Annotated in this window: 25 protein-coding genes and 2 tRNA genes; 8 read left to right on the forward strand and 19 right to left on the reverse strand. The window is 70.7% G+C overall.

Annotation, left to right across the window (positions count from 1 at the left end; all coding sequences use genetic code 11):
• Nucleotides 1-4: 4 nt before the first annotated feature.
• A complete protein-coding gene (locus tag BDW27_RS04565; protein ID WP_110048339.1) occupies nucleotides 5-862 on the reverse strand; it encodes an SRPBCC domain-containing protein in 858 nt (285 codons plus the stop codon).
• 135 nt (nucleotides 863-997) lie between these two features.
• On the opposite strand from BDW27_RS04565, the gene BDW27_RS04570 reads away from it, so the two are divergent.
• A complete protein-coding gene (locus BDW27_RS04570) occupies nucleotides 998-1,600 on the forward strand; it encodes a DUF998 domain-containing protein (RefSeq protein ID WP_110048340.1) in 603 nt (200 codons plus the stop codon).
• Here BDW27_RS04570 and BDW27_RS04575 read toward each other — a convergent pair.
• Entirely contained in the window at nucleotides 1,593-2,162 is a 570-nt protein-coding gene (locus BDW27_RS04575; RefSeq protein ID WP_233515633.1) for an NmrA family transcriptional regulator, read from the reverse strand. The genes BDW27_RS04570 and BDW27_RS04575 overlap by 8 nt on opposite strands.
• A 336-nt stretch (nucleotides 2,163-2,498) precedes the next feature.
• Nucleotides 2,499-2,571 (reverse strand) — tRNA-Ala (locus BDW27_RS04580).
• Between the two features lie 172 nt (nucleotides 2,572-2,743).
• On the opposite strand from BDW27_RS04580, the gene BDW27_RS04585 reads away from it, so the two are divergent.
• Entirely contained in the window at nucleotides 2,744-3,037 is a 294-nt protein-coding gene (locus BDW27_RS04585) for a co-chaperone GroES (protein ID WP_017545236.1), read from the forward strand.
• A 22-nt stretch (nucleotides 3,038-3,059) separates the two neighbouring features.
• Here the strand turns inward: BDW27_RS04585 and BDW27_RS04590 are convergent, their stop codons facing one another.
• Complete coding sequence (locus BDW27_RS04590; RefSeq protein ID WP_017545235.1) at nucleotides 3,060-3,647, reverse strand: TetR/AcrR family transcriptional regulator; 588 nt, start codon at nucleotides 3,645-3,647, stop codon at nucleotides 3,060-3,062.
• A 150-nt stretch (nucleotides 3,648-3,797) separates the two neighbouring features.
• On the opposite strand from BDW27_RS04590, the gene BDW27_RS04595 reads away from it, so the two are divergent.
• Nucleotides 3,798-5,555 (forward strand): ABC transporter ATP-binding protein, encoded by a 1,758-nt coding sequence (locus tag BDW27_RS04595; protein WP_110048341.1) that lies wholly within the window; start codon nucleotides 3,798-3,800, stop codon nucleotides 5,553-5,555.
• A 59-nt stretch (nucleotides 5,556-5,614) separates the two neighbouring features.
• Here BDW27_RS04595 and BDW27_RS04600 read toward each other — a convergent pair whose 3' ends face one another.
• The 7 genes from BDW27_RS04600 to nadD all read right to left on the reverse strand — a co-directional run bounded on the left by BDW27_RS04600 (nucleotide 5,615) and on the right by nadD (nucleotide 10,893).
• A complete protein-coding gene (locus tag BDW27_RS04600) occupies nucleotides 5,615-6,265 on the reverse strand; it encodes an ABC transporter ATP-binding protein (protein ID WP_110048342.1) in 651 nt (216 codons plus the stop codon).
• 28 nt (nucleotides 6,266-6,293) lie between these two features.
• Nucleotides 6,294-8,354 (reverse strand): hypothetical protein, encoded by a 2,061-nt coding sequence (locus BDW27_RS04605; RefSeq protein ID WP_110048343.1) that lies wholly within the window; start codon nucleotides 8,352-8,354, stop codon nucleotides 6,294-6,296.
• Between the two features lie 54 nt (nucleotides 8,355-8,408).
• On the reverse strand, nucleotides 8,409-8,741 hold the full coding sequence (locus tag BDW27_RS04610; RefSeq protein ID WP_370446422.1) for a lactococcin 972 family bacteriocin: 333 nt from the start codon (nucleotides 8,739-8,741) through the stop codon (nucleotides 8,409-8,411).
• A 279-nt stretch (nucleotides 8,742-9,020) separates the two neighbouring features.
• Nucleotides 9,021-9,093: transfer RNA gene (locus BDW27_RS04615), tRNA-Ala, on the reverse strand.
• 77 nt (nucleotides 9,094-9,170) lie between these two features.
• Complete coding sequence (locus BDW27_RS04620; RefSeq protein WP_026129382.1) at nucleotides 9,171-9,794, reverse strand: histidine phosphatase family protein; 624 nt, start codon at nucleotides 9,792-9,794, stop codon at nucleotides 9,171-9,173.
• 42 nt (nucleotides 9,795-9,836) lie between these two features.
• The gene (rsfS, locus tag BDW27_RS04625) at nucleotides 9,837-10,235 is read right to left on the reverse strand and encodes a ribosome silencing factor (protein WP_110048344.1); all 399 of its coding nucleotides are present in this window, start codon (nucleotides 10,233-10,235) and stop codon (nucleotides 9,837-9,839) included.
• Nucleotides 10,236-10,284: 49 nt separating this feature from the next.
• The gene (gene nadD, locus BDW27_RS04630) at nucleotides 10,285-10,893 is read right to left on the reverse strand and encodes a nicotinate-nucleotide adenylyltransferase (RefSeq protein WP_255421452.1); all 609 of its coding nucleotides are present in this window, start codon (nucleotides 10,891-10,893) and stop codon (nucleotides 10,285-10,287) included.
• A gap of 274 nt (nucleotides 10,894-11,167) precedes the next feature.
• On the opposite strand from nadD, the gene BDW27_RS04635 reads away from it, so the two are divergent.
• A complete protein-coding gene (locus BDW27_RS04635; protein ID WP_017545227.1) occupies nucleotides 11,168-12,235 on the forward strand; it encodes a M48 family metallopeptidase in 1,068 nt (355 codons plus the stop codon).
• An 80-nt stretch (nucleotides 12,236-12,315) separates the two neighbouring features.
• Here BDW27_RS04635 and BDW27_RS04640 read toward each other — a convergent pair whose 3' ends face one another.
• A complete protein-coding gene (locus BDW27_RS04640; RefSeq protein ID WP_110048345.1) occupies nucleotides 12,316-13,083 on the reverse strand; it encodes a S9 family peptidase in 768 nt (255 codons plus the stop codon).
• Between the two features lie 382 nt (nucleotides 13,084-13,465).
• Here BDW27_RS04640 and BDW27_RS04645 point away from each other — a divergent pair, with 382 nt between their 5' ends.
• A complete protein-coding gene (locus tag BDW27_RS04645; RefSeq protein ID WP_110048346.1) occupies nucleotides 13,466-14,389 on the forward strand; it encodes a PaaX family transcriptional regulator C-terminal domain-containing protein in 924 nt (307 codons plus the stop codon).
• Between the two features lie 133 nt (nucleotides 14,390-14,522).
• Here BDW27_RS04645 and BDW27_RS04650 read toward each other — a convergent pair whose 3' ends face one another.
• From BDW27_RS04650 to BDW27_RS04670, 5 genes are all read right to left on the reverse strand, one after another.
• Complete coding sequence (locus BDW27_RS04650) at nucleotides 14,523-15,287, reverse strand: SDR family NAD(P)-dependent oxidoreductase (RefSeq protein WP_017545224.1); 765 nt, start codon at nucleotides 15,285-15,287, stop codon at nucleotides 14,523-14,525.
• Between the two features lie 234 nt (nucleotides 15,288-15,521).
• The gene (locus tag BDW27_RS04655; RefSeq protein ID WP_017545223.1) at nucleotides 15,522-16,493 is read right to left on the reverse strand and encodes a hypothetical protein; all 972 of its coding nucleotides are present in this window, start codon (nucleotides 16,491-16,493) and stop codon (nucleotides 15,522-15,524) included.
• Nucleotides 16,494-16,788: 295 nt separating this feature from the next.
• Nucleotides 16,789-18,063, reverse strand: a complete 1,275-nt coding sequence (locus tag BDW27_RS04660; protein ID WP_110048347.1) for a glutamate-5-semialdehyde dehydrogenase — start codon at nucleotides 18,061-18,063, stop codon at nucleotides 16,789-16,791.
• A 168-nt stretch (nucleotides 18,064-18,231) separates the two neighbouring features.
• The gene (locus BDW27_RS04665; protein ID WP_017545221.1) at nucleotides 18,232-18,627 is read right to left on the reverse strand and encodes a type II toxin-antitoxin system PemK/MazF family toxin; all 396 of its coding nucleotides are present in this window, start codon (nucleotides 18,625-18,627) and stop codon (nucleotides 18,232-18,234) included.
• A 206-nt stretch (nucleotides 18,628-18,833) separates the two neighbouring features.
• Nucleotides 18,834-19,418, reverse strand: a complete 585-nt coding sequence (locus BDW27_RS04670; protein ID WP_233515635.1) for a TetR/AcrR family transcriptional regulator — start codon at nucleotides 19,416-19,418, stop codon at nucleotides 18,834-18,836.
• 40 nt (nucleotides 19,419-19,458) lie between these two features.
• Here BDW27_RS04670 and BDW27_RS04675 point away from each other — a divergent pair, with 40 nt between their 5' ends.
• The 3 genes from BDW27_RS04675 to BDW27_RS04685 are packed head-to-tail and all read left to right on the forward strand — an operon-like array spanning nucleotide 19,459 to nucleotide 21,373.
• A complete protein-coding gene (locus tag BDW27_RS04675; protein WP_233515636.1) occupies nucleotides 19,459-19,767 on the forward strand; it encodes a hypothetical protein in 309 nt (102 codons plus the stop codon).
• A complete protein-coding gene (locus BDW27_RS04680) occupies nucleotides 19,764-20,627 on the forward strand; it encodes an SDR family NAD(P)-dependent oxidoreductase (RefSeq protein WP_110048350.1) in 864 nt (287 codons plus the stop codon). Before BDW27_RS04675 ends, BDW27_RS04680 begins: the two co-directional genes overlap by 4 nt.
• Nucleotides 20,624-21,373: an SDR family oxidoreductase gene (locus BDW27_RS04685; RefSeq protein WP_110048351.1), complete on the forward strand. Its 750-nt coding sequence runs from the start codon at nucleotides 20,624-20,626 to the stop codon at nucleotides 21,371-21,373. The genes BDW27_RS04680 and BDW27_RS04685 overlap by 4 nt, the downstream gene beginning before the upstream one ends.
• A 38-nt stretch (nucleotides 21,374-21,411) precedes the next feature.
• On the opposite strand, the gene BDW27_RS04690 is transcribed toward BDW27_RS04685, so the two are convergent.
• Nucleotides 21,412-22,299: an alpha/beta hydrolase fold domain-containing protein gene (locus BDW27_RS04690; protein WP_017545216.1), complete on the reverse strand. Its 888-nt coding sequence runs from the start codon at nucleotides 22,297-22,299 to the stop codon at nucleotides 21,412-21,414.
• A 154-nt stretch (nucleotides 22,300-22,453) separates the two neighbouring features.
• A complete protein-coding gene (proB, locus tag BDW27_RS04695) occupies nucleotides 22,454-23,641 on the reverse strand; it encodes a glutamate 5-kinase (protein WP_370446427.1) in 1,188 nt (395 codons plus the stop codon).
• Between the last annotated feature and the right edge of the window lie 24 nt (nucleotides 23,642-23,665).

The raw sequence follows: 23,665 nt of genomic DNA on the forward strand, positions 1-23,665 counted from the left end.
GGCCTCATCTCCCCTGCGTGGCGGAGAGGTGTTCGGTGAGGGTGGTGAGTCCGCCGTTCCAACCCTCGAGTTCCACGGCGGCATTGTCCGCCGCGTCACCGAACCGCGCCTCCAGGGCGTCGAACCCCACCTGGGTGACGGTGAGCAGACTCCCCGTCCCCGAGGCCCTGACCTCGAAGGTCACCAGTGTGCTGTCGTCCGCCCCGGGGTCGGTCCCGGGCTCCATGGCGATCCGGTAGGCGAACCTGCGCGGCGCGTCCACCTCGACGACCCGGCCGCGAAACGTTCCGTGCTCGGCCCAGCGCAGTTCCATCGGTGCGCCCGCACGTGGCTCGAAGTCCGCACCGTCGAAGGCGTACCAGGCCGCGAAGTGCTCCGGCGTCGTCAGGACCTCCCACACCCGCTCAGGGCTGGCCTCCACGTGCACGGTGCGCTCGACCGTCAGTGGATCGAGCAGACCGCGCGCGGCGGCGAGTTCGATCTCCCAGCCCTCGACCTGTCCGGCGACGTGGCGACGCAGCTCGGCCTCGGCCAGACCCAACCCCTCGAACCCGCTCTCCACAACCGTGAGCGTGACGCCGCCCGGACGCTCACGAATCCGGATCTCCACCTGCGTGGACTGTTCGTCCTCCACCCTGCCGACCCAGCTGAACACGGCGTGGTGTGGCGGATCGAGCTTCTCCGTGCGCACCCGGAACACACCGTGCGTGGGGTCGTGCACGAGGTGCACACCCTCCTCGACCTCCTCGATCCGGTGGTCGACCACTCGGCCGTCGTTGATGAACCATCCCGGCCGCGAGACGAGCTCCCAGACCCGTTCAGCGGTGGCGTCGATGTCCACCCGTCGTTCGATCCTGTCCATACCAACCCCCTTTGTGCAACTCCAGGGTTGCACATGGGTCAACCAAACCGCAACCAACGCATTGCACAATCCTTGCGGGAATCAGTCCGATCGGCCTAAAATCCGTCCATACGGCCTAATCGTTCGGAGCCCCCCATGACCCCACTCCTGTGGTCCGGAGCCGTCGGCTCCTGGCTGTTCGTCGCCGTCTTCCTGCTGGACGGCCTCACCCGACCCGGATACCAGTCCGTCAGGCAACCCGTCAGCGCCCTGGCACTCGGCCCTCGCGGGTGGATCCAGACGACCAACTTCGTCCTCTGCGGTCTGCTGATCACGGCCGGGGCCACCACCCTGCCCACCGCCACCGACGGCTATGCGCTGGCCCTGGGCGTGGGAGTGCTCGGACTCGCCCTGGCGGCCTCGGGAATCTTCCGCATGGACCCGATGCGCGGCTACCCGCCCGGCACCCCGGACTCCACCCCGGAGGAGTACTCCACACGGCACCAGGCGCACGACTGGGCGGGCACGGTGGTGTTCCTGCTGCTGCCAGGGGTCGCGCTCATCGCGGTCCTCGAACTCGCGGACCCGGTCTGGAAGGTGGCGTCGGGGATCGTCGCCGCGGCGTCCGCCGTGGCCGCCGGCGCCTTCGGCCGACTGTGGGAGCAGGACTCGCCCAGGGTGGGCCTGGTGCAGCGAGCCGCGATCACCATCAGCCTGGTCTGGCTCGGCTGCCTGTTCGCCTACGGGGCGACTACCTGAAGTCCGCCGCGTGGTCGCGCGCCCACTGCCGGAAGGTGCGTGCGGGCCGCCCGAGGGCGTCCATCGAGGTCGGCACCGCCTCCGGTTGCAGGACCTCCAGGTCCCCGGGGCCCGACTCGCCACCGGAGTAGTCCTCGAAGCCCAACAGGAAGTCCGCGTTTTCGGCCGCGAATCCGCCCTGGGCCAGGTAGTCCTTCCTCGCCGTGTGGGCGTCGACCACCTCGAAGCGCACCGGTTCCCCGATCGCCTCCGCGATCGCGGCCACCTGTTCCCGGCGGCTCACCAGATCCGGGCCGTTCAGGGTGTACGCCCGTCCGGTGTGCCCCTCCCCCGTCAGTGCGGCCACCGCGACGTCCGCGATGTCCCGTTCGTGCACCGGGTACCAGGCCTCCTCCGGCAACGGGTCCCTGACCGTCCGCCGGCGCCTGATCGAAGGCCCCCACAGCCAGAGTTTGTTCAACGCGAACTCCCCCGGGCGCACGTGGGTCCACTCCATTCCCGAGGCCTCCACCGCCCTCTCCACCGGAAGGTGGTAGTCGGTGTCGAACCCGGATCGGGCCACTTTCGGAACGCGACGGGAGCCAGGATCCGGGGCACAGGAGACGCCGGTACGGCGGGAGGAAGGAAGAGAGGGAACCGGTCGCGGAACGGCACCGCCGTGAGCGAGCCGAACGGAGGGCCGAACACCCGTGTCAGCCGCGGACGGGACGTCGTGGGCGTGCCCACCCCGAGCAGGGTGGCGAGGTACGCGAGCCCCGGCGAGCGCGCACCGGGAGTGGGGGTCACCCCGGTGCAACGACGGGACGACCCGGCGATCGCGTGCGATCGGGGTCGTCTCGGAGAAAGCAGGAAGGCCCGCCGGGAGGTTGCGCGGCAACCACCCAGCGGGCCCTACTCGTGGAGCTATGGGGATTCGAACCCCAGACCTCCTCCATGCCATGGAGGCGCGCTACCAACTGCGCCATAGCCCCTGGTAGGCCGGGCGGTTTCCCCGCTCGGCACACTTCAACTCTACAGGAAGTCAAGGGTGGGTCGGACCAGGGTGAAACCTTGGGTGACCTTCGAGTGCTCCCGGGCGTGGGGGCTGGTCCCGGTCGGGCCGAATACTCTGGGGAGGTGGCCGAATCAAAGCTTGAAATCCAGATGCTCCATGACCGCCTGTTGGTGAAGACGGTCCCGGACAAGAGTGAGCGGCGCAGCAGCGCGGGTCTGGTCATCCCGGACACGGTGAAGCTGGCGACCAGGCTGGCCTGGGGCGAGGTGCGCGGCGCCGGGACGGGTGCGCGTCACGTGAAGACGGGTGACCGTGTGCTCTTCGACCCCGAGGAACAGGGCGAGGTCGAGTTGAACGGTGAGCGCTACGTGATCCTGCGGGAGCGGGACGTCCACGCGATCGCGAACGAGGCTCCGGATCGGGGCACCGGCCTCTACCTGTGAGGGCCGACCGGCCCCCGAGCGGTCAGGCCGCCCTTTCCCGCGAGACGGCCTTGACCAGTGACATCAGGCACATGTTGTGTGCCTCGAAGGCGGGGACCCTGGCCGTGGTCACGTGGAGCCAGCCCGCGTAGAGGGTGGACCACATGAGCTGCTGTGCCCACAGCGGCGTGATCCGGGGGTCGATGGTGCCGTCCTCGTGTCCGCGCTCGACGATCTCGTAGAGGGCGAGGTCGCTGGGCCCGCACTCCTCCTCGTCCTGCGCCTGCGCGGCCTCCTCCCCGGCGAAGGAGAGCATGGCGGCCCGGCGGAGCGCGAAGTACTCGGACACGAGCCGGGAGAAGGCCTCGATGGCGGTGCCCTCCGTGGTCCGCGCGCGTTCGGTGGCCTCGTTGGCCAGTTCGTCGGTGTAGTCGCCCAGGGCCGCCACGAGGTCGGCGCGCTCGGGGAAGTAGCGCTGGAGCGTACTCCGCGCCACCCCGGCGCGGGTGGCCACCTGTGACAGTGGCGCGGCTCGGTTCTCGCCGAGCACGTCGACGGCGGCGTCGAGGATCGCCCGGCGGGTTCGGGCGCGGGTTCTGGTCTCTTCCTCAGAGGGAGCGCTCTTCACCATGTCCTCATAGTAGGGGCGTCGGTAACCTGTTGACAATAATCGGGCACATATGACCTACTTTCATCCATGACTGCTCATCCACCGGTAGAACATGCCCCACCCGACTCTTCGGACGGAACCACACAGGAGCCGCGCTTCGCCCAGTTGAGGGTGCTCTGGTCCTTCGTCCGCCCGTACCGGAGCAAGCTCCTGCTGGGCCTGGTCCTCGCCCTGTTCGGCTCGGCCCTGGAGCTGGCCAACCCGATGGTGGTCAAGCTCGTCCTGGACACCATCTCCGACGCGGGCAGCCTCGCGATGCCCATCGCGATCCTGCTCAGCCTGTTCTGCGTCGGTCTCGTCACCGGCCTGTGGCACTGGATCGTGCTCGGGACCGTCGCCGAGAAGGTCGTCCTCGAGGCCCGCACCTCCCTCGTCCGGCGCTACTTCCGGGCGGCCCTGTTCCCGATGTCCAAGCGCTCCTCCGGCGAGCTCGTCACCAGGGCCACCTCGGACACCGTCCTGCTGAAGGAGGCCGCCTCCAGCAGCATCATCAGCCTGGTCAACGGCGGTGTTCTGATGATCGGGACCCTGGTCATGATGGGCGTCCTCGACCTGGTCCTGCTGAGCGTCACCGTCGTCGCGGTGGTCGTCGTCACGGTCCTGTTCCTCACTCTGATGCCCGCCATCGCCAGGGCACAGGAGAGGGCTCAGAACTCCCTCGGGCTCATGGGCGGGGTGCTCGACGGCTCCCTGCGCGCGATCCGCACAGTGAAGGTGAGCCGGGCCGAGGAGCGTCTGGGATCGCAGATCCTCGAACACGCGGAGGACGCGACCCGGCACGGCATCCGATCGGTCCGGCGCGAGGCCGTGGCCTGGACCATCGCCTTCGGCGGCGTCCAGCTGGCGATCATCGCCATCCTCGGTGTGGGCGCGATGCGGGTGGCCTCGGGGGAGATCGCGGTCTCCACGCTGGTCGCGTTCCTGCTCTACGCCTTCACCCTGATGAACCCGGTCATGGAGCTCTCCCAGAGCGTGACCACCCTCCAGTCGGGCATCGCCGCCGCCAAGCGCATCCGCGAGGTGGAGGCCATTCCCCTCGAACCGACGGCCGAGGGCCCGAGTGGCTCCGCTCCGGGGTCCGGCGACGGTCACGGGGGACCGCTGCTGGAGCTGCGCGGGGTCACCGCCCGGTACGCGCCCGGGGCCGCCGCCGCGTTGCAGGGGGTCGACATGGCCATTCCCAGACGCGGGCACACGGCGATCGTCGGCCCCTCCGGGGCCGGAAAGACCACGGTCCTGTCGCTGCTCCTGCGGTTCCTGGAGCCGGAGGAGGGCCGGATCACGGTCAACGGCACGCCCTACCGCGAACTGTCCCCGCAGCAGGTGCGCGGACACTTCGCCTACGTCGAGCAGGACACCCCGGTGGTGCCCGGCACCATCCGCGAGAACCTGCTGTTCACCAACCCGGAGGCGACGGAGGACGACATCCGGCGGGTCCTCGACGACGTCCTGCTGACCGAGAAGTTCGCGTCCCTGGAGGAGGGCCTGGACACCCCGTTGGACGCCAGCTCGGTCTCCGGGGGTCAACGCCAGCGCATCGCCCTGGCCAGGGCCCTGCTCGGCTCCCCGGACGTGCTGCTCCTCGACGAGGCCACCTCGCAGGTGGACGCGATCACCGAGTCGGCCATCACCCGCAGCGTACGCGGACACGCGGACCGGGCGGCCGTGGTGACCATCGCGCACCGGTTGTCCACGGTGATCCACGCCGACCGCATCCTGCTCCTGGAGGACGGGATCATCCGCGCGCAGGGCACCCACGGGCAGCTCCTGGAGCAGGACGACCTGTACCGGAACCTGGTCTCCGCGCTGCACATCGCCGAGACCGAGGACCGCGGCGAGGAGGTGGCCTCAGGGGCGCCGTCCGTGTGATCGGAGCTCCGGTGGCGGGCTCGGGCACGTACCTGCGATCGGCCGCCGCGAGGTGCGGGTCAGCGGCCGGGTCCGGCGGCGACCGGGCGACGGCCGGAGGCCTCCCCCACGTCGAACACGGCGTCGCAGGAGTCCCGCACCGAGGCGTCGTGGGTGGCGATCACCACCGAGCACCCCTCGTCAGCCATCTCCGCCAGAGTGTCGATGACCATGACGCCGTTCTCCTGGTCCAGGGCGCCGGTGGGCTCGTCGGCCAGGACCAGGCGGGGCCGCTTGACCAGGAGCCGGGCCAGCGCCACGCGCTGCTGCTCGCCCCCGGACAGGTGGTGCACCGGCTCCCGGTCCCGCCCTGCCAGACCGACGCGGTCGAGCGCCTCTTCCTGCCGTTCCCGGTCGCGGCGGACCACGTCGAGGTTCTGGCGGACGGTGGCGTTCTCGATCAGGGCGTAGTTCTGGAACAGGTAGCCGAGGTGGTCCCTCCGGAAGCGCCGTCGGCGCCCGGCTCCCTGCCTCGTCACGGACCGGCCGTAGAAGAGGATCTCTCCGGAGTCGGGGGCCTCCAGGAGTCCGAGGCAGTTGAGGAGGGTGGTCTTTCCGCTGCCGGACGGGCCGACCAGCGCGAGCGTCTCGCCGGGACGGATGTCGAGGTTCACGCCCTCCCACAGGACGCGCCGTCCGAAGGACTTGCCGAGGTCGAGTGTGTTGATCACGCTGTGCTCCTTGGGATGGTCGACCGGATCATGCCTGGGAGGCGCCCTCACGCACCACGCGGCGGTGGAAACCCAGGAGCGTGGCGGTGACGAGCAGGAGGCCGGACACGGCGATGGCCGCCGCGAGGAAGGGCTGGAGTCCGAGGGCCGCCGCGGGTTCACCGGTCACCGGGTTGGCAGGGTCGGCGTGCCAGGCGAGTTCGGCCCTGGTACGCCAGACGGCCCAGCCGACGAACAGCGCGGCCAGGGCGGACTCCACCACGAGCAGCCTCCGGTGGATGGCCAGGAACCCCCATCCGGCCAGGTGGCGCGCGAAGATCGTCTGGGCCCGGGCGCGGACGTGGATGACGCAGACGGAAACGGCGGTCATCAGCAGCACGACCGTGGCCGCCGCCAGGTTGAAGGTCTGGAGCCGCAGGTCGCGGACGAGCTGCGTCTGGATGTCCGCCGCGCTGGTGACGACCATCTGGAGGCCGTTGACGTAGGTCGAGAAGGGCGGTCGCGCGATGGACGCCGCGGCGAATCCGGGGTCGGGGAAGACCAGTCCCCCGCTGGTCGCATAGGAGACGTAGGTGTGGTCGTCCAGGACACCGCCGTCGGGCAGGACCACGATCACCGGGTCCTCCAGGTGGGCCCGGCTGTGGACGTCCCCGGGCAGGTCCGAGCCGTAGGTGAAGATCCGTTGTCCGGTCGCGACGGTCGCCGTCCGGAACCCCTGGGCCGATCCCTCACCGACGAACCGCAGCCACGAGCCGAACCCCTCCAGGATGGCGCCGACCTCCTCGGTCCGGTTCTCGGGGACGAGGAGGCGCACCCCGGGTTCCCGGCCGAGGCGTCGCCCGTCGGCGGCGGTCACCACCTGCTGTTCCAGGTAGGTGTCGTTGACCACCAGGACGTCGAAGTCGGGGCGCGGTCTGCCGGGCGGCAGGAGGTTCTCGCCCCGTTCCCGTGCGGTCAGGACCAGCTGGCCCTCCGTGTCGGCCTGGCGGAGCCAGCCCGCCACGAGACCCTCCATGTCCTCGCGTTCGTCCGTCAGGTCGACGCTTCCGGACAGGGTGACCCGCGACGCCTGCCCCGCCTGCTCGTAGCTGTCGAGGCTCTCCTCCTGGGCGCGCACGTTCTGGGCGGAGACGACGACGTGCCCGATCACCACGAGCACGAAGACCAGTGCCGGGACGCGTACGAGGTAGGCCCCTGCCCCGGCGAGACGGGCGGGCAGCCTCCCCTTGAGTGCGCCGAGGATGTCGGTGGCGTGCACCATGGCCAGGGCGAAGGCGTGGGCGACCAGGGCCGCACCGAGGAGCAGCGCGAGGAGCTGTCCCGAGATCGCGGCGAACAGCCCGAGCTGGGACCAGCGGTTGTGGAGGTACAGGGCCAGAAGGACCAGGGCCGCGGCGCCGAGCCCGTACCCGAGGTGGAACCGGGCCAGCTGGGCCAGGTCGCGCCCGAGGATGCCCGCGTAGGAGTGGCCCTGGAGACGCAGCACACCGTAGGAACGGGCGTTGAGGAGGACCCCGGAGGCCGTGACCGTGACGGAGAACAGCAGGAGGATGACCAACGCGGTGTCGAGGTCGCCGCCGTACCGGTAGAGGTCGGTCCAGTTCAGTTCCTGCGCGCCGACGCTGGAGACCTCACGGAGGCCGATCCCGGCGAGCTCCTCCTCGAACCGCTGGGTGTCCTCCCGCGTCCCGAAGACCAGGTAGAACCCGCGCGGATCGGGTTGTTCGAGGTCAGCGAAGGGACGGACGTCCGTGCGCATCGTGTGCCCGAAGGAGGGGTAGCCGTCCTCCAGCCAGTTCGCGGCGGGCGCCCCGGCCGCGCCCGCCGCCAGGTACAGGTGGCGGGCGTTGCCGGGATCGCGCAGGTCGGGCGTGTGCAGTGCGACGGAGACCCCGGTCTCCTCCGCGAACCCCTCGACCGTGTCGACGATCTGCGGGAGATCGGCGTCCCCGCTGTTGCTGTTCACCCAGACCACGCCGGAGGGAACCGTGATCGCCATTTCCTCGTAGGTGCGAACCGTGACGAAGGAGAGAAAGGCCGCGACCAGGAGGAGAATGAAATGCGTGAAGGTGACACTTCGGTGCAGCACCGAACACTCCGAGGAATAGGGGGATAAAGGGGCGGCGTCCCGCCGCCCCTCAGGTCAGCACGAGGCGACGTCGTTGTTCCAGTAGGTGGCGTTGTTCTTCTCCGCACGCGGGGCGCTGGCGTACGACCACTTGCCCGCGGGCGCCTTGCCCACGGACGTGTAGGTGCCCACAGCGGTGGAGGTGTGGCACACGGTCTCGTGGAGATAGTTCGAGTAGACGCGGGACGACGTCATTCCCTGGTCCCACTTTCCGCCACCGACATTCTGGATTCGGGCAGCAACCGGACCAATAGCGGCGAAAGCGAGAAATCCGGACAGAATAACCACGAGAGACGTACGCTGAAAGCTGCCCACTAATTGACCCTCTTCTCGGATCGACGACCACACACGAGTAGACCAGAGAATGCACGTCCATTCGCGAGAAATCAAGAGGGAACCGACAGCGCGGGCCGAACGGGAAACCCATCACCCGCACCCACCACGGGTCTGGGAGAACGCGAGCGAGCCAGGCGCCTCAATGAGCGCGGCTACGCGCGGGCAGGGGCGGCGAGGTGCGCGAGCCCCAGCGAACGCACACCGGGGGCGTGGGGGCGCCCCCCAGAGAAACGACGAAACGACCCGGCGAGGAGGACGAGGTCCCCCGAGCAGGGTCGTTTCGGAGTCGAGTGGAGCTATGGGGATTCGAACCCCAGACCTCCTCCATGCCATGGAGGCGCGCTACCAACTGCGCCATAGCCCCGTGTGGGAGTCGTGGGGGCGTGCGCCCTTCCGACTCCCTGAACCTTAGCGGAAGTTGGGCGGTTCGTCGAAACGGGTTCAGGCGTCGTCGCTGAGCACCACGGGCTCGGGGAGGCTGGCGGCGTTGTGTTCCATGAGTCGCCAGGTGTCGGCTCGGGTCTGGAGCACGGACCAGCACGCGTTGCTGAGCGGGCCGAGGATCTCCCGTTGTTCGTCGGGGATGCCGAGCATGCGGGTGATGCCTATCCGCAGGGCCGCTCCGTGGCTGACGACGACCAGGAGGCCGCCGGGCGGGGTCCTGTCGATACCCCGGTGGATGGCGGCGTACATGCGGTCTCCGACTTCGGAGATGGGCTCTCCGTCAGGGATGTCCATGCGGGGGTGTTCGACGGGCCAGCGTTCGGCGAGTTCGGTGGCGGTGTGTCCCTCCCAGCTGCCGCCGAAGCGCTCCCTGAGCCCCTTGTCGTACTCCAGCGGGAGCCCGGAGCACCGGGAGAGGTACCCGGCGGTGTCCGCGGCTCTCCTGAGGTCGGACGCGACGATGACGTCGGGGGTCAGGGTGGCGAGCAGCCGACCGGCCCGTTCGGCCTGGGCGTGGCCGACCGGGTCGAGGTCGATGTCGGTCTGTCCCTGGAAGCGTTTCTCGACGTTCCAGGCGGTGCGTCCGTGCCGCCAGAACAGCACACGGGGCGCGTCAGTCACGTGGTGTGTCCCTCTTGTTCGGCGACCGGACGGCCGCGGAGGTTACGGCTCGTCCAGGGGGGTGCGCTCGGCACCCTGGGCGGTCTCGGGGAGTTCGATCTCCGGGCAGTCCTTCCAGAGGCGTTCGAGGCCGTAGTAGCCGCGCTCCTCCTCGTGCTGGATGTGGACGACGATGTCGGCGTAGTCCAAAAGGACCCAGCGGCCGTCGCGCTCGCCCTCGCGACGCACGGGCTTGGCGCCGGAGTGGATGCGGAGCTGGTCCTCGATCTCGTCGACGATGGCGCGGACCTGGCGGTCGTTGGGCGCCGAGCACAGGACGAAGGCCTCGGTGATGACGAGCTGGTCGCTCACGTCGTAGGCGATGATCTCCTGGGCGAGCTTGTCGGAGGCCGCCTCTGCGGCGACCTTGACGAGTTCCAGGGCCCTGTCGGTGGCTGTCACGTTGTGCCTGCTGCCTTACTTGGTCGGGATGCGGGTCCGCGTGGCGCGGTCAGGACTCCAGGTAGAGCCCGGTCTTGTGGATGTAGCGGACGATGCCGTCCGGTACGAGGTACCAGATGGGTTCGCCCTTGCGGACGCGTTCGCGGCACTCGGTGGAGGAGATGGCGAGCGCGGGGACCTCCACCAGGGAGACCTTGCCCGCGGGCAGGCCGGTGTCACTGAGGTGGTGTCCGGGCCGGTTACAGCCTACGAAATGTGCGAGGTCGAAGAGTTCGTCGACGTTGTGCCAGCTCAGAATGGCGCCCAAAGCGTCGGCCCCGGTGATGAAGAAGAGCTCCACGTCCGGGCCGTAGGCGGCGCGCATCTGGCGGAGGGTGTCGAGGGTGTAGGTGGGTCCGGAACGGTCGATCTCGACCCGGTCGACCCTGAACTGGGGGTTCTCGGCGGTCGCGATGACCGTCATGAGGTAGCGGTCCTCGGAGGGGGTGACCTTGTCGAGGTCCTTCTGCCAGGGTTGGCCGGTGGGCACGAAGACCACCTCGTCGAGTCCGAAGAGGTGGGCGACCTCACTCGCGGCGACGAGGTGTCCGTGGTGGATGGGGTCGAAGGTTCCGCCCATGATTCCGACCCGCGTCGGTGCGGAGCCGTCCCGTCTCACGGGTGAGCTCCCTCCGTGGGAGCCGCCGGTGGCCTGGTGTGTCACTGTGCGCTCCGTTTCGCCGTGGCGCTGCCGTCTTGCCGGTTTCGGCCAACCGAGGTTAGCCGACCCTGGCGGGTGTCGGCCCTCTCCCGGGCGCGTTACTCCCGGATCAGCTGAAACAAGGGCCGGGACGCCGTACTTCCCGCGGGTTCGTGAAACTCCGGGGAGTCAAGTCATATCTCGATGGCCCGGAACCGTGGCCAACGGGCATCGTGCCGCATAGCATGCCGTTATGGCCAACTCACCAGACCGCGTACGCGTCCGGCTCACAGACATCTCCCCACGTGCCTACGAGCACCCCGCCGACCGTGGCGCCCTGGTCGCGCTGCGATCGCTGTCGGGCTTCGACACTCTCGTCAAGTCCCTGTTCGGTCGGGTCAACGAGCGCTCGCTCCGCCTGATGTTCCTCTCCAGCGCCGTGCGGGTCAGCCCCACGCAGTTCCCGGAGCTGCACGACTACCTCCGCGACGCCGCCTACGTCCTGGACCTGGACGAGGTGCCCGAGCTCTACGTGAAGATGGACCCCCAGCCCAACGCCATGGCGATCGGCCGCAAGAAGCCGTTCATCGTCATGACGACCGGTCTGTTCGACCTCTTCAACGACGAGGAGAAGCGGTTCGTCATCGGCCACGAGGTCGGTCACGTGCTGAGCGGGCACTCCGTGTACCGCACCATGCTCCTGCTGCTGGTGTGGCTCTCCACCAAGATCATGTGGATCCCGCTGGGCGCGATCGCGATCCAGGCGATCCTGGCGGGTCTGCGGGAGTGGCAGCGCAAGTCCGAGCTCTCCAGCGACCGCGCCGGTCTGCTCGCCTGCCAGAACCCCGAGGCCGCCAAGCGCGCCCTGATGAAGCTGGCCGGCGGCTCGAACCTGTCCCAGATGAACCCGGACGCGTTCATGGAGCAGGCCCGCGAGTACGAGGGCGGCGGCGACGCCGTGGACAGCGTCCTCAAACTGATGACCACCATCCCGCAGAGCCACCCGTTCGCGGTGGTGCGGGTGGCCGAGTTGCACCGGTGGATCGAGAGCGGCGAGTACCAGCGGGTCCTGGACGGTGAGTACGCGCGCCGTTCCACCGACCGTGACGCCAGTGTCTCGGAGGAGGCGAGCAACGCGGCCAACTCCTACCGGGAGGGCTGGAGCCGTTCCTCCGACCCTCTGGTGAAGACCATCCGGGACGTGGCGGGCGGCGCCGGGCGCGCCGGCGGCCAGATCTTCGACACGGTGGCGGACCGCTGGCGGGGCGGCCAGAACGGCGGCTCCGAGGGCGGCGGCGACCAGAGCGGCAACAGCAACTAGCCCCACCCGAACTCTTCGGGGGCGGCGCCCGGTCCGGCCGGGTACCGCCCCCTTGGTGTGTCCGGGGCCCTGGGGCGCGGTCAGCCCCAGCCGTGGGCGAGTGTGTCGCGCACCTCGCGCCAGGCGGCGCGTTCGGGGTCGATGACGGCGAAGTGGTCGATGCCGGGGACCTCCCGGTAGTCGACGGGGTCGCCGGCCGCTGCGGCCGCTGCCACGTAGTCGCGGCTGTGCTGGACCGGTACTCGCTGGTCGACGTCCCCGTGGACGACCAGCTGGGGAAGGCCGAGGGGCAGTCGGTGCAGTGGTGAGGACTCGGAGTACAGGGCGGGTGCGGGGTCGGGGCCGAGGAAGGGTGCGACGGCCCCCTCCCCCAGTTCGGCCTCCGCGCAGCGGCGCAGGTCGGTGATGGGGGCGATGGCGACCACTGAGGTGACCAGGGATTCGGCCGCCGTCATCAGGGCGAGGTGTCCCCCGGCCGAGTGCCCGATGGACACCACGCGTGAGGCGTCCAGGCCCGGGTCGCGGTCCGCGGTGGCGGCGAGCAGGTCGAGGGCGCGGGCGACGTCGTCCCGGGTCTGCGGCCAGCCGCCGCCGTCCTCTCCGGTGCGCCGGTACTCGATGTTCCAGACCGCCCACCCGGTGGCGGCGAGGTCGTGGGCGATCGGGTCCATGAGGTGGGCGTCGTGCAGGTCGCGCCACCAGCCGCCGTGCAGGAGGACCGCCACGGGCGCGGGGCCCTCGGCGCCCTCGGGGTCCCCGGGGTCCTCGGGGTCCCCGGGGTCCTCGGGGTCCTCGGGGTCCCAACGGTGGATGATCTGGCTGGGGTAGGCACCGTAGGACGTCGTCACCGCGGTCTCCCTTGCTCGTGGCCCGTCCCGTCCCGGTTCCGGGGCGCCCGGGGCCTCTGGGCGCCCCTCCAGTGCCGGGTGGCCGGTGTCTCGGAGGAACGTAGCAGGTCGGGCCGGGGTGGGGGGCCGTGGGGGACGACCCGGTGTCGAAGTCGGCCGCGCGCTCCCGGCGCCGGTGCGCGAAGACGTGGTGTCGTCGCTGAGGAGCTCCACGGAAGGACCTCGACCCTCGTCGTGACGTGATCCACCCGACATCATAGATGTGCGGTAACGGTGACGACCGCCAAGAGACCTACATGGAGAGTTCTCCGCGGTGTGCCCGACCACCGGTGATGGCGTGGACCACCCGGGGCATGTGGGTTCCTGCCGCTATCGTGTCCGCGTGACGTCCAACAGCGACCGGCCAGCCGGGACCGCCGCCGATCCCCTGCCGGACACCCCCACCGGTACCTCGGCCGACTCCGAGCGGCGGCGGCCGAGGTCGCTGATCGTCTCCTTCTTCGGCTCCTACGCCCGTGACGTGGGCGGGTGGATCGGGGTGGCCGACCTCATCGTGCTCATGGCCGGCCTCGACGTGGACGGCCCCGCCGTACGCTCGGCGGTGTCCCGGCTCAAGCGCCGGGGGTTGTTGACCCCGGAACGCCTGGGCGGGGTGGCCGGGTACCGCCTGTCCGAACAGGGACGACGCATCCTCGCCGAGGACGACCAGCGCGTCTTCGGCCACCGGCCCGCCCGCGTTCAGGACGGCTGGGTGCTCGTGGTCTTCTCGGTGCCCGAGACCGAGCGGCGCCGCCGCCACGCCCTGCGCGCCCAGCTCACCCGGCTCGGCTTCGGCACCACCGCCGCCGGTGTGTGGATCGCCCCCGCCCACCTGGCCGACCAGGCCCGCAGAGCGCTTCGCGACCTCGGACTGGAGGAGCACGCGGAGCTGTTCCACGCCTCCTACCTGGATTTTCGCGATCTCACCGCGTCCGTGTCGCGCTGGTGGGACTTGCCCGGGCTCCAGGCGATGTACCAGGGGTTCCTCGACGAGCACGAACCGGTGGCGGCCGTCTGGCGCCGCCGGGGCGCCCGCTCACACCAGGAACCGGGACTGCGCGCGGCAGCCTTCGCCGACCACCTACGGGCGGTGGACGCGTGGCGGCGGATGCCCTTCCACGACCCGGGTCTGCCCCCGGAGTTGCTCCCCGACCGCTGGGCCGGCAGCCGGGCGTCTCGGGTCTTCTTCGATCTGCACGCCCTCTTGCGCGAACCGGGCCTGCAGCACGTCCGCGCCGCGGCGGCCCTCGGCCCCACCGCCTCGTAGGGCTCCTCCCAGCACCTCGGAGCGGGCGCCCGCCAGGGCGACCTGCCCGGGGATCACGGTGGCCACCCCCTCTCCCCGGTGAAGTCCGAAGTGCCGCCAGTGTTCGGCCACGGGGCGGACTCACGGAAGGGGCTCACCGGTGGGTTCCTCCGCCGTCGATGGTCAGTGACTGGCCGTTGACCGCCCCTGCCAGGGGGCTCGCCAGATAGACGACGGCGGCGGCCACCTCGTCGGGTTCGATGAGTCGGCCCAGAGGGCTGGTCGTGGCCAGGGTCGCCTCGGCCTGTTCGAGCCCGCGCCCCGTGCGTTCGGCGATGCGGGCCACGGAGCGCTCGGTCATGGGGGTGCGGACAAAGGAGGGGCACACGGCGTTGCTGGTGACACCGGTGCCCACGACCTCGGCGGCGACGGCCCGAGCGAGGCCGAGCATCGCGTGTTTGGAGGCCGTGTAGGCGGCGGTGTAGCGGGATCCGGTGTGCGCGGCGGTGGAGGCGATGAAGACGATCCGCCCCCGGTCGCGGGCGAGCATGCCGGGCAGGAGCGCCCTGGTGAGCAGGAAGGCCGAGGTGGTGTTGGTGCGCAGGTGGGTGTCCCACAGGTCGAGGTTGGTGCCTCGCAACGGTGCGCTCTGTGCGGTGCCCGCGTTGTTGACCAGGACGGACACTTCTCCGAGGCCGTCCGCGAGGGACTCCACCGCCTGTTCGTCGGTGATGTCGCAGATCCGGGTGGTGACGTTGAGGCCGTGTGCGCGGGCCCGGCGCTCCATGGCGGCGAGCCGCCCGGAGTCCCGCCCGAGGGCGATCACCTCGTCCCCCTCACTCGCCAGGGCGAACACGATGGCCCGCCCGATTCCGCCGGAACCACCGGAGACCACGACACGCCGTTCGGAGTCAGCCATGCCCCGGAATGTATCACCGGGCCATGACCGTCGTCACTGCTACGACATATCAGTGGTGTTTGTGGGACAGATGGGGTCGAAGAGTTCCCGGAGGCGGCCTGGACCCACACGAGAACAGCGCCGACGGCACGGGGCCGTCGGCGCTGCTGGAGGCGGAGGGCGGGGGGTGGCCCTCCGCCGGGTGTGCCGTGGTCGCGCCGCCTGGGACGGCGAGACCGACTGGAGCGGGACCGGCTAGAAGGCGGGACCGGCCTCCAGGGCGTCCTCGATGGTCTGGGCGCGAAGCTCCTCGACCGTCTCCTCCAGGTCCGCCTCGTGCGCCTCGAACTCGGCGGTCACCTCGGCGGCCAGCGCCCGCAGCGCGACCTCCTGGGTGACGATGCCACCGCGCACGCGGTTGTTGTCGCCGACCTGGGCGGTCGGGCTGTTGTCGGAGGTGGTCAGGTCGCCACCCACGATGTTGTTGTCGATGTACACACCACCGGAGACTCCGGTGACCGTCAGGTTGCCGTCGATGTAGTTGAGCGAGCTGGCGAAGCCCTCCTCGGCGCCCGCACCGACCGCCACCGGGCCGTTGCCGCCGCTGTAGGTCGCGTCTCCGATGACCTCGCTGTCGGCGAGGATGCCGCCGGAGGCCGCGTCCGTGACGGAGAGGTCACCGCGCACCACGCTGTCGAAGATGTCCACGTACTCCACACCCTCGGCCGTCACGCCACCCAGACGGGAGTCGGTGACGTAGACCTCGCCGACACTGGCGTCGACGGAGGAGGCGGAGGAACCGACCACGAAGACGAAGCCGTCGTTGTCGGCGCCCTCGGCGGGCGCGGCGCTCAGACCGGCGACCGAGGTGCCCTCCTCCAGGTAGGTGCCGTAGGAGCCGGTGTTGACGACGTCCCCGGCGACCTTGGTGTCGGAGGCGTCGAAGTAGCCACCGTTGGAGACGGTCACGCCGCCGTCGATCTGACCACCGAGGACGTGCAGGTTGGCGTCGCCCTCGACGGTGACCTTGCCCTGGATGACGGTGCCGTCAAGGAAGCAGCTCGCACCGGCCGGGACCTTGAGATCAGTGGGCAGGGTGACCGCGCCACCGTGCCCAGAGCAGAGAGTGATCAGGTCCGCCTGGGCGGGGGCGGCCATGAGGGTGACGCCGCCGATGGCCAGGGCCGCGGTGGCGGTGGACGCAGCGATCTTGCTCCCGAACTTCATGCGGGGGAATTCCTTTCGTCGTGACCGGTGGGGTCCGACGCTCCTGATGAGGGTGCGGGAAGAGCGCCTGGGGACACCACAGTGAAAGTACCGACCCCAAAGCGCTTTGGGAATACTTGCAGGAGAAGATTCGCTTCTGCCCAGGTTTCCAGCAGAAGAATTCACCTGGTGACGTGTGTTACCCCGAGGGGCTGCGGATAGCCTCTGGTGCGGTTGTGCACGGCCGGTGCGGGCACACGAATGGTCGCCCGGACATCCGAGCGACCATTCTGGTACGTGCCGACGGTTCCCCCGGCTACTTCAGGTGACCGTCCCCGGTGACCACGTACTTGGTCGAGGTCATTTCAGTGAGCCCCATCGGGCCCCTGGCGTGCAGTTTCTGGGTGGAAATGCCGATCTCGGCGCCGAATCCGAACTCGCCGCCGTCCGTGAAGCGCGTGGACGCGTTCACCATCACCGCCGCCGAGTCCACCCGGGCGACGAAGTACCGGGAGGTGCTGAGCGAGTCGGTGACGATCGCCTCGGTGTGCTGGGTGGAGTACCGCCGGATGTGCGCGATCGCCGCGTCCACGTCCGGGACCACCCGCACGGCCAGGTCCATGGACAGGTACTCGGTGGCCCAGTCCTCCTCGGTGGCCTCGACCACGGTGGCGCCGGTCGGGTGGGCCGCGGCGACCGCGAGCACGCGCTCGTCGCCGTGCACGGTCACCCCGGCCTCGGCCAGGGACACGAGCACGCGCGGCAGGAAGTCCTCGGCCACGGACTCGTGCACCAGGAGGGTCTCGGCGGAGTTGCACACCGAGCAGCGCTGGGCCTTGGAGTTGACCGCGATGGCCACCGCCTTGTCGAGGTCGGCGTCGGCGTCCACGTACACGTGGCACAGGCCCTCGCCGGTCTCGATGACAGGGACCGTGGAGTCGCGCACCACGGCCTGGATGAGCGAACCGCCGCCACGCGGGATGAGTACGTCGACGAGCCCGCGGGCCCGCATCAGCGCGGTGGAGGACTCCCGGGTTCGGCCGGGGACCATCTGGATGGCGTCGGTCGGGACGCCGGTGCCCTCCAGTGCCTCGCGCAGCACCGCGACGATGGCGGTGTTGGAGTTGTAGGCGGAGGAGGAGCCGCGCAGCAGGGCGGCGTTGCCGCTCTTGAGGCACAGGGCTGCGGCGTCCACGGTGACGTTGGGCCGGCCCTCGTAGATGATGCCGATGACCCCGAGGGGCACCCTGATCTGCCGCAGGTCCAGGCCGCCCGGCAGGACACCGCCGCGCACGGACTCGCCGACCGGGTCCGGCAGCTCGACGATCTCGCGCACCGCCTCCGCGATGGCCTCGATCCGCGCCGGATTCAGGGTGAGCCGGTCGATCATGGCGGGGCTGGTGCCGTCCTGGCGGGCCTGTTCGACGTCCTCGGCGTTGGCGGCGGTGATCTCGTCCGCCCTCTTGACCAGGGCGTCGGCGATGGCCAGCAGGGCGGCGTCCTTCACGGACCGGCTGAGCGGGGCGAGGTCGGCCGCCGCGTCCCCTGCGCGTTCGGCGACCGCGTGGACCGCGCGCTCGATGTCACTCATGGCTGTCATCCTTGTCGGGGCTTCCTTGCTCGGGAGGCCGCCCGGGCCGGTGGACCCACCCCTTCGTAGGGCACCGGACCAGGAGGATCTCCCTCAGCGTATAGGGCCCCGCCCCCGGAGACACCGGGTTATCCACAGGGTGAGACGGCGGAGCGCCCCGCGTCCCTCTCAGGTCCAGCCGTAGCGGTCCCTGAGGACCGCCGCGACCTTCCAGAACAGGCTCTCCTCCATGACGGCGGCCTCCCGGCGGATCGCCGCCTCGTCGAACTCGAAGAGGCGGTCCACCCGCACGAAGGAGTCACGGCCCTCCCGGTCCCAGGCGCCCGTGCCGATCGGCAGCCAGTCCTGGCGTTCGTGCTCGTCGGGGACCTGCGTGGAGAGCATGAGTCCGTGCAGACGCCGCCCCTTTCGCCCCACCACGAGCAGGGGGCGGTCCTTGCCCTGGGTGGCGTCCTCCTCGTAGGGCACCCAGGTCCACACGATCTCGCCCGCGTCAGCGAGGCCGTCCTTCTCTGGCGCGTAGACGAGTCTGGTGGCGTTGCGTCCGGTGGGGACCTCGCGCACCGCACCCTCATGGGGGTGGGTCTCGGTTCCCTGTTGGAGACCGCCCCGCTGCGGGGTGTCGCCGTCGCGCCGGGAGCTGCCGTTCCGTCGGGGTGCGCCGCCCTGTGGCGGGTTTCCGTGCTGTGTCGTGTGTTGGCTCACGCACCGCATCCTAGGACCCGCGCGGCCCCCGCGCACAGCGCTCCGGGGGCGCCGTCGGCACGCGATCAGTCCAGGTCCAGCAGGGCGCGCAGGGCCCGGACGCAGTGGTCGGCCTCGGCGGTCGGGTCGGTGACGCGTTCCTCGTCGGGGACGGCCGCCCAGCGAAGGGCCCTGGCCTCCAGGTAGGCGGTCCACGCGTCGGTGACCGCCGCCGCCGACTCGGGGGCGCCGAGCAGGGCGCGTACGCGGGCACCCATGGTCTCGCGCAGGTCCTCCACCAGCGCGCCGTCCAGGGTCACCGGACCCGCGCCGAACACCAGCGCCGCATAGGACGCCCGGCGCCGGTTCACCTGTTCGATGTAGCGCTCGGCGAACTGGGTCACCGCGTCCCAGCCGGTGCGGTCCTCGTCGGGGGCGGTGTTGCGCACGACGCGCCGTCCGGCGGCGGCCACGACGGCCTCGTGGAAGGCGGTCTTGTTGGGGAAGTAGTGGAACAGCAGACCTCGGGAGATGCCCGCCTCCCTCGCGACCTCGTCCACCGCCAACTCCTGGATGGGACGTTCCACCAGCATGCGCAGGCCGATCCCGACCAGTTGGCGCCTGCGTTCGTCCTGGGTCATCCGCGTCCGGCGCGGAGCTGCTCCACTCACCCTATTGAGCGTTGCTCAACAAGGTCGTAGTGTCAACGACATGGACTTCGCACCCTCCCCCCGCGCCACCGACCTCGTCGGGCGGGTCCGCACCTTCGTCGAGACCGGGATCGAGCCCGTCGAGGAGGCCCGCCAACACGACCCCGCCGCGCTCCGGGCCGACGGCGACCCGTGGCGCCCCCTGCCCGTGGTCGACGAGCACCGCGCCCGCGCCCGGAGACTGTGGAACCTCTTCCCGCCCGCCGCACACGAGGGCCCCGACGCCGAGCGGCTCACGGACGGACCGGGCGAGGCGCACCGGGCCGTGGTCGCCCGGCTCGAACCGGTGAAGCACGGAGTCCGCAGATGAGCGCCCCCGAGCGGGGGACCCCGACAACCGGTGCGGGCCGACGCGTCCTCGTCACGGGCGGCGCCTCCGGCCTGGGCGCCGCACTGGTGGCCGCGTTCGCGGCGCGCGGGGACCGGGTGGTCGCCACCGACCTCGCCGAACGCGCCCCCGACCCCCTTCCCCAGGACGTCACCTACCTGCGCCTGGACGTGACCTCCGACGACGACTGGGCGGCGGCCCTGACCCACGTCGAGGAACGGTGGAGCGGGCTCGACGTGCTGGTCAACAACGCCGGGATCGCCGCGGGCGGACGGATCGACGTCCTCACCGTCGAGGACTGGCGGCGGATCACCGAGATCAACCTGTTCGGCGTGGTTCGGGGCTGCCGCACGTTCACCCCGCTGTTCAAGCGGCAGGGGTCGGGACACGTCGTCAACGTCGCGTCCATGGCCGGGCTCGTGCACCCGCCGGTCATGAGCTCCTACAACGCGGTCAAGGCGGCGGTCGTCGCGCTCAGCGAGACCCTCCGGCACGAGCTCGCCCCCTACGGCGTCACCGCCTCGGTGGTGTGCCCGTCGTTCTTCCGTACCAACCTGGCCGCCTCCCTCAGTGGCAGCGACCCCGAGGTGGAGGCCTCCGCGACCAGGCTGATCAACGGTTCGCGGCTGTCCGCCGACGAGGTGGCCGCGCGCGTGCTCCGAGGGACGGACCGGCGTCGTCCGGTCATCCTCACCGACCGGGAGGGCCGAGCCGCGGTCCTCGCCAAGCGCTGGCTGCGCCCCCTGTACGACCGCGCGATGCGCCGGGTGGCCGAGGGCGTGCGCCGCCGTGTGGAGCGCCCCTCCCCCACACCCGAGGACCCCACGGAGAACCGCGTATGAGCAAGGGAACCATCATCATCACCGGCGCCTCGGCCGGGCTGGGCGCCGAGATGGCCCGCCAGTTCGCGGCGCTCGGCTACGACCTCGGCCTGTGCGCCCGGCGCACCGAGCCCATGGCCGTCCTCCGGGACGGGATCGCCGCGGTCCACCCCGACCGCCGCGTGGTGCTCCGGGCCCTGGACGTCACGGACGACGAGGCGGTGCACCGGGTCTTCGGGGAGATCGCCGCCGAGCTCGGCGGGGTGGACCGGGTCATCGTCAACGCGGGCCTGGGCAAGGGCGCGGCGCTCGGCACGGGCCGACACGACGCCAACCGGCAGACCGCCATGACCAACTTCGTGGGCGCCCTCGCGCAGGCCGACGCCGCCATGGAGATCTTCCGTGGACAGGAGCGCGGCCACCTCGTGATGGTCTCCTCCATGTCGGCCCTGCGCGGCATGCGCCGGGCCATGACCGTCTACTCCGCCACCAAGGCCGGGGTGGCCGCCGTGGCCGAGGGGCTGCGCTCCGAGGGCGTGCCGGGGCTGGACGTGTCGGTGGTCTACCCCGGCTACATCCGCACGGAGATGAACGAGCACGTCGCTCAGAGGACCCGGTTCATGGTCGACACGGAGGTCGGCGTCCGAGCCATGGTCGCAGCCATCGAGAGGCGGCGGGTCCGGGCCTACGTCCCCGCCTGGCCCTGGGCGCCCATCGGCTTCCTGCTGAAGCGGCTGCCGCTCTCCGTGGTCAGAAGACTGACGTGAGCCGAGGGGTCCCCCGGGGGAGCCGCATCGGGGCGGCCTCACAGCTCCCGGACAGTGCGCATGATCCGGTCACGCGCGTCAACGCCTTCGGGGACCGGGACCAGCGGGTGGATGTGGAAGGCCCCCTCCTCCACGAAGAGCTCGGCCACTCCCCCGGCCTCGGTGACGCGGTCGTGCAGGCGACGTGTGTCGGGCAGGAGCAGGTCGCGGGTGCCGATGTACAGGTCCATGGGGGGCAGCCCCGCCATCGGCCCGTACAGCGGACTGAGCCGGGGCTCGGCGAGGTCGTCCCCGTCCGCCCACTCCCCTGCGGCCTCCAGCAGACCCACCGGTGCCAGCCAGGGGTCGGACCCCTCCACCTCCGCGATGTCGGGGTTGGACATCGTCAGGTCGGTCCACGGGGAGATCAGGACCAGCCTCGCGGGCAGCGGCAGCCGTGCCCCGGGCAGGGTCTGGGTGAGTGCCAGCGCGAGCCCTCCCCCGGCGGAGTCACCCGCGATCAGGGTGCGCTCCGGCGGGGCGTCCTCCGTCAGTTCCCGGTAGACCCGGGTGACGAACGGGAAGGCCTCACGGTAGGTGTGCTCCGGTGCCAGGCCGTAGATCGGCACCTCCACCCGGCAGCCGGCGTCGGCGATCCGGGCGACCAGCACCCAGTGCCACGCGGCGATCTCGCTGACGTAGGTGCCCCCGTGCAGGTAGAACACCGCCCTCTCCGGTTCGACGACGCTGCGGGGACGCACCGTGTAGACGGGGAAGCCGCCGACCTCCCTGCGGGTGATCCAGTGCCGTGCGCTGAGCCACTGCGGCGGCTCCGCGTCCTCCTTGGGTTCGTGGAGCCACTCCCGGGTGTCCTCCACCGACTCCAGGGTCGGTTTGCGCAGGACCCGGAGGGCCAGCGACGCCAGGTGTGTCATCAGACTGGACATGGGTGTCACCCTCCTCGGGACGTTCTCTCGGACTCTTTCACGCACGGACGACAGGCGTGCGCGAAGGGCGACGGCGCGGCCGGTGATCGAACGCCCGGACACACCGAGGGCCGGCCCGGACCCACGGCCCGGACCGGCCCTCGGCGGTCGTCCGTCAGAGCACCACGAGGTCGTCGCGGTGCACGAGCTCGCGCTCGTAGGAGGGGCCCATCTCCCGGGCCAGCCACCGGGTGGACCGGCCCATCAGGTCCGGGATCTCGGCGGCGTCGTAGTTGACCAGGCCCCGAGCGACCACCGTGCCCTGCTCGTCGCGCAGATCCACGGGGTCACCGGCACTGAAGTCGCCGTCGACCCCGACGACCCCGGCGGGCAGCAGCGACGCCTTCTCACGCACCACCGCGTTGACCGCCCCCGGGTCCAGGACCAGGCTGCCCCGCCCCGCCGTGGCGTGGGCCAGCCACAGCTGGCGCGCGGAGGGGCGGCGGCCGTCAGCGGCAGCGAAGAACGTACCCACCCGCTCGCCGGACAGGGCGGAACGGACGTTGGCGGCCGAGGTCAGGAGGGTGGGCACCCCGGCCTCGGTGGCGATGCGCGCCGAGTCGACCTTGGTGACCATCCCGCCGGTGCCCACGCCCCGCTTGCCCGAGGAGCCGATGTCGATCCCGTCCAGGTCGTCCCGTCCGCGCACCAGGTGCACGATCGAGGTCCCCTCGTCGGCGGGGTTGCCGTCGTAGAGCGCGTCCACGTCGGAGAGCAGCACGAGGGCGTCGGCCCTCATCAGGTGCGCGACCAGAGCGGCGAGGCGGTCGTTGTCTCCGAACCGGATCTCGTGGGTGGCCACGGTGTCGTTCTCGTTGACGATCGGCAGGGCGCCAATGTCCAGCAGGCGGCGCAGCGTGCGCTGGGCGTTACGGTGCTGCACCCGGCGCATCATGTCCTCCACCGTCAGCAGAACCTGGGCGGCGGTCAGACCGTGCCCGGCCAGCTCGGCGGCGTAGGAGGCCACGAGGAGCCCCTGGCCGACACTGGCGGCGGCCTGCTGTGAGGCAAGATCGTGCGGGCGGCGGGCCATACCCAGCGGCGCCATCCCGGCGGCCACCGCGCCGGAGGAGACCAGGATCACCTCCTGGCCGAGGGCCCTGCGGTCCGCCAGGACCTCGACCAGGTCCCTGATCCGGCCGGAGTCGATCAGCCCGTCCGGGGTGGTCAGTGAGGACGACCCCACTTTGACCACGATCCGGCGGGCCCCGGCGACCGCCGCCCGCCCGGCCGACTCCAGGGTGTCGACGTCACTCTGCCCGGCTTGTCGGCCGGTGTGCTGCTGGGTGTCTGCGCTGTGCACCACGAGGGGCTTTCCATCCGTGGC

Origin of the sequence: Nocardiopsis sp. L17-MgMaSL7, from assembly GCF_003182025.1 — a bacterium.
Classification (GTDB): domain Bacteria; phylum Actinomycetota; class Actinomycetes; order Streptosporangiales; family Streptosporangiaceae; genus Nocardiopsis; species Nocardiopsis prasina.

Excerpts from the sequence above, each read along its gene's own strand:
- BDW27_RS04680 (WP_110048350.1), top strand. The coding sequence starts at position 19,764 with ATGAGCGCCCCCGAGCGGGGGACCCCGACAACCGGTGCGGGCCGACGC.
- BDW27_RS04565 (WP_110048339.1), bottom strand. The coding sequence starts at position 862 with ATGGACAGGATCGAACGACGGGTGGACATCGACGCCACCGCTGAACGG.
- BDW27_RS04655 (WP_017545223.1), bottom strand. The coding sequence starts at position 16,493 with ATGAAGTTCGGGAGCAAGATCGCTGCGTCCACCGCCACCGCGGCCCTG.
- BDW27_RS04585 (WP_017545236.1), top strand. The coding sequence starts at position 2,744 with ATGCTCCATGACCGCCTGTTGGTGAAGACGGTCCCGGACAAGAGTGAG.
- BDW27_RS04685 (WP_110048351.1), top strand. The coding sequence starts at position 20,624 with ATGAGCAAGGGAACCATCATCATCACCGGCGCCTCGGCCGGGCTGGGC.
- BDW27_RS04570 (WP_110048340.1), top strand. The coding sequence starts at position 998 with ATGACCCCACTCCTGTGGTCCGGAGCCGTCGGCTCCTGGCTGTTCGTC.
- BDW27_RS04660 (WP_110048347.1), bottom strand. The coding sequence starts at position 18,063 with ATGAGTGACATCGAGCGCGCGGTCCACGCGGTCGCCGAACGCGCAGGG.
- BDW27_RS04690 (WP_017545216.1), bottom strand. The coding sequence starts at position 22,299 with ATGTCCAGTCTGATGACACACCTGGCGTCGCTGGCCCTCCGGGTCCTG.
- BDW27_RS04650 (WP_017545224.1), bottom strand. The coding sequence starts at position 15,287 with ATGGCTGACTCCGAACGGCGTGTCGTGGTCTCCGGTGGTTCCGGCGGA.
- BDW27_RS04635 (WP_017545227.1), top strand. The coding sequence starts at position 11,168 with ATGGCCAACTCACCAGACCGCGTACGCGTCCGGCTCACAGACATCTCC.
- BDW27_RS04675 (WP_233515636.1), top strand. The coding sequence starts at position 19,459 with ATGGACTTCGCACCCTCCCCCCGCGCCACCGACCTCGTCGGGCGGGTC.
- BDW27_RS04590 (WP_017545235.1), bottom strand. The coding sequence starts at position 3,647 with ATGGTGAAGAGCGCTCCCTCTGAGGAAGAGACCAGAACCCGCGCCCGA.